The organism is Pseudomonas sp. NPDC087342 (assembly GCF_044744265.1).
Lineage (GTDB): Bacteria > Pseudomonadota > Gammaproteobacteria > Pseudomonadales > Pseudomonadaceae > Aquipseudomonas > Aquipseudomonas nunensis.
The window spans coordinates 12232-25199 of record NZ_JBIUXZ010000004.1 but is presented as its reverse complement, the minus strand read 5'-3'; the positions used below and the strand labels follow the sequence as shown (position 1 = coordinate 25199).

At 58.7% G+C, this 12968-nt stretch carries 12 protein-coding genes and 1 pseudogene; 5 read left to right on the top strand and 8 right to left on the bottom strand.

What is annotated here, in order from left to right; genetic code table 11:
* Positions 1-95 precede the first annotated feature (95 nt).
* The 7 genes from cyoE to hmpA form a co-directional block, all read right to left on the bottom strand.
* Positions 96-983: a heme o synthase gene (gene cyoE / locus ACIOYV_RS12500; protein ID WP_401324045.1), complete on the bottom strand. Its 888-nt coding sequence runs from the start codon at positions 981-983 to the stop codon at positions 96-98.
* An 11-nt stretch (positions 984-994) separates the two neighbouring features.
* On the bottom strand, positions 995-1330 hold the full coding sequence (gene cyoD / locus ACIOYV_RS12495) for a cytochrome o ubiquinol oxidase subunit IV (RefSeq protein ID WP_054045505.1): 336 nt from the start codon (positions 1328-1330) through the stop codon (positions 995-997).
* On the bottom strand, positions 1330-1956 hold the full coding sequence (locus ACIOYV_RS12490) for a cytochrome o ubiquinol oxidase subunit III (protein WP_163912099.1): 627 nt from the start codon (positions 1954-1956) through the stop codon (positions 1330-1332). The genes cyoD and ACIOYV_RS12490 overlap by 1 nt, the downstream gene beginning before the upstream one ends.
* 3 nt (positions 1957-1959) lie before the next feature.
* Positions 1960-3990, bottom strand: coding sequence for a cytochrome o ubiquinol oxidase subunit I (cyoB, locus tag ACIOYV_RS12485; protein WP_290023567.1), 2031 nt, complete (start codon positions 3988-3990; stop codon positions 1960-1962).
* 3 nt (positions 3991-3993) lie between these two features.
* On the bottom strand, positions 3994-4938 hold the full coding sequence (cyoA, locus tag ACIOYV_RS12480; protein ID WP_054613569.1) for a ubiquinol oxidase subunit II: 945 nt from the start codon (positions 4936-4938) through the stop codon (positions 3994-3996).
* 801 nt (positions 4939-5739) lie between these two features.
* A complete protein-coding gene (locus ACIOYV_RS12475) occupies positions 5740-6249 on the bottom strand; it encodes a disulfide bond formation protein B (RefSeq protein WP_401324042.1) in 510 nt (169 codons plus the stop codon).
* 275 nt (positions 6250-6524) lie between these two features.
* Complete coding sequence (gene hmpA, locus ACIOYV_RS12470) at positions 6525-7706, bottom strand: NO-inducible flavohemoprotein (RefSeq protein WP_265040827.1); 1182 nt, start codon at positions 7704-7706, stop codon at positions 6525-6527.
* Between the two features lie 148 nt (positions 7707-7854).
* Here hmpA and norR point away from each other — a divergent pair, with 148 nt between their 5' ends.
* The 5 genes from norR to ACIOYV_RS12445 all read left to right on the top strand — a co-directional run bounded on the left by norR (position 7855) and on the right by ACIOYV_RS12445 (position 12334).
* Positions 7855-9405 carry a nitric oxide reductase transcriptional regulator NorR gene (norR, locus tag ACIOYV_RS12465; RefSeq protein WP_401324040.1) on the top strand — a complete coding sequence of 517 codons (1551 nt, stop codon included), beginning with the start codon at positions 7855-7857 and terminating at the stop codon, positions 9403-9405.
* Between the two features lie 270 nt (positions 9406-9675).
* Positions 9676-10578 carry a chemotaxis protein CheV gene (locus ACIOYV_RS12460; RefSeq protein ID WP_054045519.1) on the top strand — a complete coding sequence of 301 codons (903 nt, stop codon included), beginning with the start codon at positions 9676-9678 and terminating at the stop codon, positions 10576-10578.
* Positions 10579-10604: 26 nt separating this feature from the next.
* Positions 10605-11063, top strand: a complete 459-nt coding sequence (locus tag ACIOYV_RS12455; RefSeq protein ID WP_401324397.1) for a GNAT family N-acetyltransferase — start codon at positions 10605-10607, stop codon at positions 11061-11063.
* 111 nt (positions 11064-11174) lie between these two features.
* Complete coding sequence (locus tag ACIOYV_RS12450; RefSeq protein WP_401324038.1) at positions 11175-11501, top strand: hypothetical protein; 327 nt, start codon at positions 11175-11177, stop codon at positions 11499-11501.
* Between the two features lie 83 nt (positions 11502-11584).
* A complete protein-coding gene (locus ACIOYV_RS12445) occupies positions 11585-12334 on the top strand; it encodes a YkgJ family cysteine cluster protein (RefSeq protein ID WP_401324036.1) in 750 nt (249 codons plus the stop codon).
* A 124-nt stretch (positions 12335-12458) separates the two neighbouring features.
* Here the strand turns inward: ACIOYV_RS12445 and ACIOYV_RS12440 are convergent.
* Positions 12459-12827 (bottom strand): annotated as a pseudogene (locus tag ACIOYV_RS12440) (RidA family protein); the annotation flags it as partial.
* Between the last annotated feature and the right edge of the window lie 141 nt (positions 12828-12968).

Below are 12968 nucleotides of genomic sequence, written 5' to 3'. Positions count from 1 at the left end.
GCTCGCGAAAGGGCTGACTCGGTCTACTAAAAAAAACCAATAAAAAACCCCGCTCTTCTTTCGAAGGCGGGGTTTTTCAATTCAACATCTAGCCCTCAAGGCGCGTAAGTCAGCAACAGCTCACTCGGCACTTTGAAGTCCAGCGACATCATCACGCTCAACGCGGTAATGGTGAAGATCGAGAACACGAACAACTTGCGTGCCCAGACCGTGTCATCCACTGCCTTGTAGCCGGTCCAGGCCATGTACAACCAGTACATGCCCATGGCCGCGGCGACGGCGAGGTAGCTCATGCCGGCGTAGCCGCTGAAGGTCAGCATCAGGGTCGCGACCAGGAAGGCCAGGATGTAGAGCAGGATGTGCTTCTTGGCGACCTGGATCCCGCGCTTCACTGGCAACACCGGTATCGATGCGGCCAGGTAATCGTTGAAGCGGAAGATCGCGATGGCATAGGAATGCGGCATCTGCCACAGGCTGAACATCACCAGCAGGGTCAGCGCGGCCATGTCGAAGCTGCTGGTCACGGCGACGTAACCAATCACCGGCGGCATGGCGCCCGACAGACTGCCCACCAGCGTGCCGTGAACCGACTTGCGCTTGAGGTACAGGCTGTAGAAGCCGACGTAGATCACAAAACCGATGACCGCAAACAGCGCAGCCAGTGGATTCGCCACCTTGTACAACAGTGCAACGCCTGCGATACCGAGGACGGTCGCGTAGACCAGGGCCAGTTTCAGGGAGATCAAGCCCTGGACCAGCACCCGGTTCTTGGTGCGTTCCATCTTCAGGTCGATGTCGCGGTCGATGCAGTTGTTGAACACGCAACCGGAAGCCACCACCAGGGACGTGCCGATCATGGCGGCCAGGAAGATGGCCAGATCGACATGCCCTTTCGAGGCCAGGAAAAATCCGCCTGCCACAGAAAGCACGTTACCGAAAATGATCCCCGGTTTGGTGATTTGGATAAAGTGCTTAAAGGACATCCGGACTTTCCTCAGTGCGCCATCATGACGGTGTGGATGCTGAACATGATCCACAGCGACAAGCCAACCAGCAGGACGATCACCATCGCAGCGAACACAAACGCAATCACGTTGTTACGCTGGGCGGCGGAGCGGTCCAGGTGGAGGAAGTACACCAGGTGAACGAGCACCTGGATCACTGCGAAGGCCAGTACGATCCACAGCGTCCAGACTTTCGGCAGCGATGGGTACATCACCAGGCCGAACGGAATGATCGTCAGGATCACCGACAGGATGAAGCCGATGGCGTAGGACTTTACGCTGCCGTGACCGGCGTCGTGGCTGTCGTGGGAATGAGCGTTAGCCATTACAGAGTCCCCATCAGGTAAACAACGGTGAATACGCAGATCCAGACCACGTCCAGGAAGTGCCAGAACAGGCTCAGGCAGCTCAGGCGGGTCTTGTTGGTCGACGTCAGGCCATGTTTGTTGACCTGATACATCATGATCGCCATCCAGATCAGACCGCTGGTCACGTGCAGACCGTGGGTGCCGACCAGGGTGAAGAACCCGGACAGGAAGCCGCTGCGGCTAGGACCGTAGCCTTCGGAGATCAGCATGTGGAACTCGTTGATCTCCATGCCGATGAAGCCCAGGCCGAACAGGAAGGTGATGGCCAACCAGCCCAACACTGCTTTCTTGTTGCCCTTGAACAACGCCAGCATGGCGAAGCCGTAGGTGATCGAGCTGAGCAACAGGCAGGCGGTTTCGCCCAGCACGTATGGCAGCTCGAAGATGTCGTGGCCCGACGGGCCACCCGCTACGTTGTTAACCAGTACCGCGTACACCGCGAAGATCGACGCAAACAAGATGCAGTCGGTCATCAGGTAGAGCCAGAAACCGAATACGGTCATCTCGCCCGAGTCGTGGTGATGGTCATCGTGCCCATGTTCATCGACATGGGTGTGTCCAGCATTGGTCACTAAGTTCGACATGGTTTAAGCCTGTTCCAACGAGGTTTCAACACGGGTGGCGCCAGCCGGGATTTTCCCTGCCGCTACCAGACGCTTGTGCTGCTCGGCTTCGATGCGCTCGATCACGTCGACCGGCACCATATAGCCCTGGTCATCACGGGCAGCATGGATAACGAAGTAGATCACGGTACCGGCGAGGCCGAAGATGGCCATCCACCAGATGTGCCAGATCATCGCGAAACCGAACACGGTCAACAGAGCACCCATGACCAGACCGGTCGCGGTGTTGTTTGGCATGTGGATCGGCTCGTACTTGGCCGGAGTCTGGTACGCAGTACCGTTTTCCTTGGCTTCAGTGAACGGGTCGATGCCTGGTGCTTTCGGCAGTACCGCGAAGTTGTAGAACGGCGGTGGCGACGAGGTCGACCATTCCAGGGTATGGGCATTCCACGGATCGCCGTGCTCGCACATGTTCTCTGGCTTCTTGCGGTCACGCACACTGACGTACAGCTGGATCAACTGGCAGGCAATACCGACGGCGATCATGATCGCGCCGAACATTGCAACGTGCAGGTAAGGCACCCACTCAGGGTTGGTGGTGGCGTTCAGACGACGGGTCATGCCCATGAAGCCCAGTGCATAGAGCGGCATGAACGCGACGAAGAAGCCCGAGATCCAGAACCAGAACGCTGCCTTGCCCCAACCTTCGTGCAGCTTGAAGCCGAACGCTTTAGGGAAGAAGAAAGCGAAACCAGCGATGTAGCCAAATACTGCGCCGCCGATGATCACGTTGTGGAAGTGAGCGATCACGAACAGGCTGTTGTGCAGTACGAAGTCAGCACCCGGGATGGCCAGCAGTACGCCGGTCATGCCGCCGATGGCGAAGGTCACCATGAAGCCCAGGGTCCAGAGAACCTGGCTGGTGAACTGCAGACGACCGCGATAGATGGTGAACAGCCAGTTGAATAGCTTCACCCCCGTCGGAATCGAGATCAGCATCGTCGCCAGGCCGAAGAAGGCGTTGACGCTGGCACCCGAACCCATGGTGAAGAAGTGGTGCAGCCAGACCATGAAGCCCAGGATCGAGATCGCGCCGGAAGCGTAGATCATCGAGTGGTGGCCGAACAGACGCTTGCCGGAGAAGGTCGAGATGACTTCGGAGAAGACCCCGAACGCCGGCAGAATCAGGATGTAAACCTCGGGGTGACCCCAGGCCCAGAACAAGTTGACGTACATCATTGGATTGCCACCAAGTTCATTGGTGAAAATGTGGAAATCCATGTAACGGTCAAGGGTCAGCAGTGCCAGGGTAGCGGTCAGGATCGGGAACGAAGCCACGATCAGGACGTTGGCCCAGGTGCAGGTCCAGGTGAAGATCGGCATGTCCATCATCTTCATGCCTGGAGTACGCATCTTCAGCACGGTCGCCAGGAAGTTAACCCCGGTTAGCGTTGTCCCCAGACCCGATAGCTGCAGGGCCCAGATGTAGTAGTCCACACCAACGCCCGGGCTGTAGCCCAGTTCCGACAGCGGTGGATACGCAACCCAACCGGTACGGGCGAATTCGCCGACACCCAGGGACACGTTTACCAGCACAACGCCGGACACCAGCAGCCAGAAGCTCAGGGAGTTCAGGAACGGGTAGGCAACGTCACGCGCGCCGATCTGCAGCGGCACTGCAAGGTTCATCAGGCCGGTGAAGAATGGCATCGCCATGAAGATGATCATGATCACACCGTGGGCGGTGAAGATCTGGTCATAGTGTTCAGGTGGCAGGTAGCCAGGCGAACCCTCGGTGGCCAGGGCCAGCTGGGAACGCATCATGATGGCATCGGCAAAGCCGCGCAGCAGCATGACCATGGCGACGATGATGTACATCACGCCGATTTTCTTGTGGTCGACCGACGTCAGCCACTCGGTCCACAAGTAGGTCCACTTCTTGAAGTAGGTGATTGCAGCGAACACCGCCAGACCGCCGAGCGCGATCATGGCGATGGTAATCATCACGATCGGTTCGTGGAACGGGACCGCTTCCCAACTTAATTTACCAAACATCGTTTACTCCTCTGCCCCGGCAGCTGAATGCGAACTCATGTCCATCCCTTCCATGGCGGCCATTTCGTGCTCTTTTTTCTCGTGATGCATTGGCGCGCCCGGTTTCATGCCTTCGTACTTGTCGACGATGATCTGGAACAGGTTTGGCGTGAACGAGGAATAGAGCTCGACTGGGTTGTTCTGGCTTGGTTTGGAAAGGGCTTCGTATTCAGCTTTTTCCAGCTGTTTAGGTGCCTTCTTGACATCACTGACCCAGGCATCGAAATCCGCCTGGGAAGTGGCGATAGCTTTGAACTTCATGCCGGTGAAACCCGCGCCGCTGTAGTTGGCGGAGATACCGTCGAATTCAGCGTTCTGGTTGGCAATCAGGTGCAGCTTGGTTTCCATGCCCGCCATCGCGTAGATCTGGCCACCCAGGCCCGGGATGAAGAACGAGTTCATCACGGTGTCGGAGGTGATTTTGAAATTGATTGGCGTGTTGGCCGGGAACACCAGTTTGTTAACGGTGGCGATGCCTTGTTCCGGGTAGATGAACAGCCACTTCCAGTCCATCGAGACCACTTCAACGGTGATCGGCTTGACGTCGGATTCCAGCGGCTTGTACGGGTCCAGTGCGTGGGTCGAAATGTAGGTCACGTAACCCAGCGCAATGATGATCAGGACCGGAACAGCCCATACCGCGATTTCAATCTTGGTGGAGTGCGACCATTTAGGCGCGTACACCGCGTCCGGGTTGGTAGCGCGATATTTCCAGGCGAACAGGAACGTCATGACGATGACCGGCACAACGACCAACAGCATCAGCAGCGTTGCGGTGATGATCAGGTTTCGCTCATCCAGGCCGACCTGGCCCTTGGGGTCGAGCAAGGTCATGTTGCAGCCTGACAGCAGCAACGTGCCGAGCAGCGGCAATAAGCCTAGTAGTCTGGGGTACCTGTTTTTACTCATCTCACGACCTCTAAAGCAGCTTGCGCAATGCAGTTGGGTTTTGATCGCCAACACTTCACCCTGCCAAGGGTTGGCATTTTTCTTGGATTGAATAAGGGCTGCCCGTCGCGCGTCAGACGCTGTTCGACAAATCCTGGGCTAGCGGTGAGTTCTTATTCGAATTCGTGGTCAAAGGCCTTGTTACAGACCAATTCCATTTGGTGCGGATAGTCGGAAAGGCACCGACACCTGGGAGTCGCATAAAGCCGCTAAGCCTCTCGACACCCTATTTTGCTCAGACGAGAGCAGCGCCGGGAATTCAGTGCGGGCGATTGTAGATACGTCGCCGCCCATAAACCATGTCTCATCCCGAAATAATTTTTATCCGATCCGGCAACAATCATTAACGGATTTTGCAAAAGTTCGGCATGGTATCGAAATTAATTCTCAACAAAAACACCAAAATTTGTGGGGCTAAGACCCGCAGTTCAGACAGCCTTCATGGCACCTTGCCTTCCCCTACCCCCTTCAAAGCCCCGATAAGCAAGGGGTCTGGCGATTCGCCGGAGCCTGTTAAAACTGCCTGATACACCATGAAGATGAACAAATGGGTGGCGGCTCAAACGAGGTGATTTCGTTGCATAGCTATGCACCAATTCAGCTCTTTGAAATGCCCTGCGACACTCTGACTGTGACAACATGTCGCACACGTTGCGCACCCTTGGCTGTCGCACATCACGGTCTGTTTACCTGAGCTCTGAAATGCAAAACGCCCCGGCCCTCTAAACGAGGACCAGGGCGTTTTTTGTTACGTACAGCGGGTTAGCGCAGCGCCTTGCGGTTACGCGAAACCAGCAGCGGCACGAGGATCACCACCAGCACAAACGACACCAGCGCCCACTGTGCCAGCGACAGGCCGAGGATCGGCGGATACGGCGTGTCACAGAAGCCATCGACCTGGAAGCCCAGCGGGAAGATCTTCGCCAGCGGCAGGCCGTCGACTATCGGTTGCAGCACATCGACGCCACAGCTGACCGCCGGATAGAACTGCGTATAGACGTGATGCCCGGCTACTGCGACGCCACCCAGTGCACAGATCACCACCAGCACCTCGAACACGGTAAGGCTGCAACGGGTACGCATGGCCGCACCGATGAAGGCGAAGATGGCGATCAGCAACAACGCATAACGCTGCAGGATGCACAGCGGGCACGGCGCCTCTTCCAGCACCACTTGCATGTACAGCGCGCCGCCGATCAGTGCCAGACAGATGATGCCCAGCAGCACCAGATAACGCCGCTCACGGCCCAACCGCATCGTTTCGTCACTCATCGCGTTTCCCTTCTAAATATCGATTGCCGGAAGTCTACACGCTGGCCCGGGCCTTGGAGAGCCTGGCGCGCGCCGGTAGATGTCGGGGAATAGACGACAGGCCGGTTAAGAAGGGATTAATTTTCAAGTGATTTGCAAGAATTGGGAGCGTGGTGCGGCCATCGCGAGCAAGCTCGCTCCCACATTGGATTTCGGTTGAACACAGAATTAGTGTTCACATTGGCCCCCTGTGGGAGCGAGCTTGCTCGCGATAGAGGCGACTCGGTCTCTAAGGTTTATTCAAGCGCCGAAGCCGGCCCAAAGAACTCATAACGACTCTGTTTCTCCGGCACACCCAGCGCTTTCAAATGCCGCTTGATCGCCGCCATAAAGCCTTTAGGTCCCAGGAAATAAGCATCCAGATCGCGCTGCTGCGGCAACCATTCACCCAACTGCTCCTGACTCAACAACCCGACCTTGTCCGCCGCCGGGCTCACGCCGTCATCTTCGGCGTAGCAATAGAAACGCTTGAGCTGCGGATGACGCTCAGCCAAACCATCGATCCAGTCACGGAACGCATGGACGCTGCCGTTACGCGCACAGTGAATAAAGTGCACCGGGCGCTCGGTTGCCAACGCTGCTTCGAGCATCGCCAGGGTCGGGGTGATGCCGACGCCGCCGCTGATCAGCACCAACGGTTTGTCGCTGGCGGTCAGGGTGAACTCGCCCGATGGCGGGAACAGTTGGATGCTCGAGCCGACATGCAGTTGATCGTGCAAGTGGTTGGAGGCGCGGCCACCGATTTCGCGCTTCACGCTGATACGGTATTGGCCTTTGTCCGAGAGGGATGACAACGAATAGTTGCGACGGATTTCTTCGCCATCCAGGATCAGTTTCATGCCGATGTACTGACCAGGCTCGGCGGCGAGGATCGGGCCTTTGTCGGCAGGTTCGAAGTAGAACGAGGTGATTTCCGCGCTTTCCTCGACCTTGGCCGCGACGATGAACTCCCGCGCCCCGCGCCAGCCGCCCGGGGCCTGTTCTTTCTGGTCGTAGATGCTGGTTTCGGCACCGATCAGGATGTCAGCCAATTGACCGTAAGCCGCGCCCCACGCTGCAATGACTTCCGGGGTAGCGATTTCTTCGCCCAGCACTTCGGCAATCGCACGCAACAGGCAGGTGCCGACAATCGGGTAGTGCTCCGGCAGAATCTGCAGGGCCACGTGTTTGTTGATGATCTTGGCCACCAGATCGCCCAACTGGTCGAGCTGATCGATGTGCCGCGCATACATCAATACACCGTTGGCCAAGGCGCGGGGTTGGTCACCGCTGGCCTGGTGGGCCTGGTTGAACAGCGGGCGGACTTCCGGGTATTCGGAGAGCATCATGCGATAGAAGTGGGTGATCAGCGCTTCGCCACCGCTTTCCAGCAACGGCACGGTGGATTTGACGATGGCACGGTCTTGAACGCTAAGCATTAGGGCGACTCCTGAGCTTCGATTTGAATACCTAAGGCTTATCAGATTCCATGCCAACAATTAAAAGCTTAAAAATCAAAGACTTGAATTCAACGTAGTCATATCGACACAGGCTGCTTTATAGTCACACCGACTACATGGAGTCACTATGACTGCAAAATCACTGCTTACTGCCTTGCTCCCCCTAGTCTCGGACCTGTCCCGCGAACTGCCCGAAGGCGAGCGCTATCGGCGCCTGCTCGAAGCCATGCGCGCCCTGCTGCCCTGCGACGCCGCCGCCTTGCTGCGCCTCGATGGCGAATGGCTGGTGCCGCTGGCGGTGGACGGTTTGAGCACCGACACCCTGGGCCGACGCTTCAAGGTCAGCGAACACCCGCGCTTCGAAGCCTTGCTCAGCAGCCCCGGCCCGACCCGTTTCGCCGCTGACAGCGAGTTGCCCGACCCTTACGACGGTTTGGTTGATGGACTCGACGAGCATCTGGAAGTCCACGACTGCATGGGTTGCCCACTGTTTATTGATGAGCGTCCGTGGGGCCTGCTGACCCTCGATGCGCTGGACCCGGAGCGCTTCGAACCGATCGAACTCGACGCCCTGCAAGCCTTCGCCAGCCTCGCCGCTGCGACCGTCAACGCCGCCGAACGCATCGAACGGCTGGCCAATCGCGCCGAAGACGAACACCAGCGCGCCGAGGTTTACCGTCAGGCCAGCGGCCAGCAGAATCGCGAAATGATCGGCCAGAGCAAGTCGCACAAACGCCTGGTGGAAGAAATCAGCCTGGTGGGCGGCAGTGACCTGACCGTGCTGATCAATGGGGAAACCGGGGTCGGCAAGGAACTGGTGGCGCAGGCAATTCACGCCGCATCACCCCGGGCCGACAAGCCGATCATCAGCCTCAACTGCGCCGCGCTGCCGGACACGCTGGTCGAGAGTGAGTTGTTCGGCCATGTACGCGGCGCGTTCACCGGGGCGACGAGCGACCGACGTGGCAAATTTGAACTGGCGAATGGCGGCACGCTGTTTCTCGATGAAGTCGGTGAGCTGTCCCTGACCGTGCAGGCCAAGTTGCTGCGGGTGCTGCAAAGCGGCCAGTTGCAGCGCTTGGGTTCGGATAAAGAACATCAAGTGGACGTGCGGCTGATCGCAGCCACCAACCGCGACCTCGCTGAAGAAGTGCGCAGCGGTCGTTACCGCGCTGACTTCTATCATCGGCTGAGCGTGTATCCGCTGCTGGTGTCTGCGCTGCGCGATCGCGGGCGGGATGTGTTGCTGCTCAGCGGTTTCTTCCTCGAACAGAACCGCTCGCGCATGGGCCTCAACAGCTTGCGCCTGAACAGCGATGCCCAGGCGGCGCTATTGGCTTATCAATGGCCGGGGAACGTGCGAGAGCTGGAACACTTGATCGGCCGCAGCGCATTGAAGGCACTGGGCAACTGCAAGGAACGGCCGAAGATTCTCAGCTTGAGCGCGGCGGACCTGGATTTGCCCCACGACAGCGTCGAACTCCCTGCCGAGCAACCGACCGCCAGCCCTATGCCTTTAGTCTCGGGTGACTTGCGGGCGGCGACCGAGGATTATCAGCGGCAATTGATCAACGCCTGTCTGGAACGCCACCACAACAATTGGGCGAGCGCGGCCCGTGAGCTAGGCTTGGATCGAGCGAATCTGGGGCGCATGGCCAAGCGATTGGGGATGAAGTGACCCCATTCTTGAGTTGAGTGAAACCTTGTGGCGAGGGGGCTTGCCCCCGTTGGAGTGCGAAGCGCTCCCCGTTTTACAGAGAGAACGTCATCGCTGGTTTTACGACCGCTTCGCGGCCGAACGGGGGCAAGCCCCCTCGCCACAGAATCGGTGTTGGACCAATGGACCGGGAATATCCCTAAAGCCTGCCCCCAACGAGTCGATAACCCGGCATCAATAGCTTTTGGCGACTTTTTATTCGCCCATCACCTTTCTCCAAAGAAGGTTTTTATGTCCTCCACCAAAGCCCGCGCAGATTCACTTTCGCTTCTTCTGTTTACCTTGCGCAGCGGCAAGCTGATGGCGATCAACCTGCTGAAAGTCAGTGAAATCATCCCTTGCCCGCCGCTGACCAAGCTGCCGGAGTCGCATCCCCACGTCAAAGGCATCGCCACCCTGCGCGGCACGTCGTTGTCGGTGATCGACCTGAGCCGCGCCATCGGCGAGCGACCGCTGGAAGATCCCAACGGTGGCTGCCTGATCGTGACCGACGTCAGCCGCTCCAAACAGGGCTTGCATGTGCAGGCCGTGAGCAAAATCGTGCACTGCCTGACCACCGACATCCGTCCGCCGCCCTTCGGCTCCGGCGGTGTGCGTTCGTACATCACCGGCGTGACCTCGGTCGACGGTGTGCTGGTACAAGTGCTGGATATCGAAAAAGTCATCCACGGCATCGCCCCGGCGCAGATCGAAATGGCCCCGACGGAATTGAGCATGGAAGACGCCGAAGTCCTGGGCAACGCGCGAATCCTGGTGGTCGATGACAGTCAGACCGCGCTGCAACAATCGGTGCACACCCTGCGCAACCTCGGCCTGCAATGCCACACCGCGCGCAGTGCCAAGGAAGCCATCGACTGCCTGCTGGACCTGCAAGGCACCGCGCAGCAGATCAACCTGATCGTCTCGGACATCGAAATGTCGGAGATGGACGGCTACGCCTTCACCCGCACCCTGCGCGAAACCCCGGACTTTTCTCACCTTTACGTGCTGCTGCATACCTCGCTGGACAGCGCGATGAACAGCGAAAAAGCCCGTTTGGCCGGCGCCAACGGGGTACTGACCAAGTTCTCCTCGCCAGAACTGACCAAGTGCCTGATCGAAGCCGCCAAGGCTGTCGCCGAGCAGGGCCACTGAGTTTGGCCGAGGACTTTTGCTTCCTGATGCGGCGCAACCTCGCGGAGGCTGTGCCGGCCATCACCTGGCCAACCGGTATCGAACTGCGCCAATACCGCCCCGAACTCGCCGAAACCGTTCACCGGCTGATGGAACTGGGTTATCGCGAGGGCGGCGGTCGCGTGCCGGCGCTGGACGTCTGGCAGCGACGCTTTGAAACCGATCCTGAATATGATCCGAGCCTGTGCTTCATCGCCCTCGACGCCGAAGGAATTATCGGCGTGTGCCAGTGCTGGACCAGCGCCTACATCAAGAACCTGGTGGTGCATCCCCGCGCCCAAGGCCTCGGACTCGGCCGCGCCTTACTGCTGAATGCTTTCAAAGCGTTTCAGCAGCGCCGCGAAGGGTTCGTCGATTTAAAGGTGCTGGAAGACAACCTTCGGGCGCAGCGATTGTACGAAAGCGCCGGAATGCGGGTGGTACGCCGGGAGCCGGTTCCCGCCTGACAGCGCGTCCCCTGTAGGAGCGAGGCTTGCCCGCGAAGAGGCCGACACAAACACCCCACAACCATCAGGCATACTCCAACCTTGGCCAACACACCAAGGATGCCCATTTCCATGAAAGCCACCACCCTGCTCTTCCTCAGCCTCACCGCCCTCGCCACCCAGGCCCACGCCTCCAGCCCCGACGCCTGGGCCGCTTACGACAAAGCCGTCCTCACCAGTTGCACCAAAGCCAGCGGCTTGAAAGACGCCAAGCCCGTCGGCAACGCCGCACAATTCGACGACCGCGTCGGCTACACCGCCCTCCTGCTGCAAGGCCAATACCCGCAAAAACACATGAAGGGCCAGCAAGGTACCGAGCTTTGCCTCTACAACAAGAAGAGCAAAACCGCCTACGTCACTGAATGGGACTCCATCCGCCCCACCGCCAAAAAGCCGTGAGTGGCGCATAACTTGCTTCGACGCTGACCTGTGCGGTGGCTTTCTGTCGCCCTTTCACGCCCTCACATGCGACCGGTCAATCAATGAACACGACGTTTTCCTGCGTAGGTTGCGGCAAATGCTGCAACGACCACCACGTACCCCTGACCCTGACGGAAGCCCGCATGTGGGCGAACGATGGCGGTCAGGTGATCGTGCTGGTGGAAGGCTTCCTGGGCAATGGCCTGGGCTTGCCTCTGTTGCAACGGGAACACGCCGAACGCCGGTCGGTGATGGTTCGTAGCGGCGCGACCGAGGCCTACGTGGCGATCACTTTCGCCGCCTACAATGTCGGCCCCTGCCGGAATCTTGACGAAGACAACCTCTGTCGCATCTACGAACGCCGGCCGCTGGTGTGCCGCATCTACCCGATGGAAATCAATCCGCACATCCCCCTCAACCCGGCGGTAAAAGAATGCCCGCCCGAGTCGTGGGAACAAGGGCCGGACCTGATTGTGGGCGGCGAGTTGGTTGATCAGGAACTGGTCACGCTGATCCAGCGCTCGCGCCAGGCGGATCGCGATGAGGTTCAGGCCAAGGATGCGATTTGCGGGCTCTTGGGAATTCGAACCACCGCGCTGAAGGGTGACGGCTTTACCGCTTATCTGCCGGAGATGGGCGCCTTTGCTTCGGTGATCGATCAAGTGGTGGCGCAGCCATTGGAAGCACCGGACGGTGAATGGCTGTTTCATGTCTCGGGCGAGGACATTGCCGGGCAAGTCCTGGCGGCCGGGGCTGAAGTGGCGACTGAAGCCGCGCTGAACTATGCGTTTATTTCGTTACGGGCGGCTTGATCCGAGGGATGCGTTGTCTGTGATGGCCCCTTCGCGAGCAGGCTCGCTCCCGCATTAAATTGCATTCCCCTGTGGGAGCGGGCTTGCTCGCGAAGAAGCCGGCACAGACAACGCAGATTCCGAATCAGCGAGCAGCAACCGCCTGGCATTCGACTTCAACCCGTGCATCCAGCACCAACGCCTTGGCGACAAACGTCGTGCGCGCCGGCAAGCGATCCGCCGGAAAGTAGCGCCGATACACCGTATTCATTGCGCTGAAATCCTTGATATCAGCCAGTATGACCGTGCATTTGGCCACGTGGGACAGGGACGAACCGCTGCGTTGCAATGCGCTGCGCAGGTTCTCCATTGTTTGCGTCATTTGCGGGACGATACCGCCCTTCACCAACTCGCCATCCGCCCCCAGCCCGAGCACGCCGGACAGGTAAATGGTCTCGCCAACCTGAACGGCATCAGAAAATGGCAAGCCTTCGTCATTGAGAAAATAGCTGGGAGGACGGATTTGTGGCTCGACCGCAGACGATACACAACCGGTGGTCAGGACCATCAGCGACAGGACAGAGAGGATTTTCAGCAGGGGCATTTCGATGGCCTTCGTCGAGGAATTCACGGAGATGAATCTTCGACGAGTGGC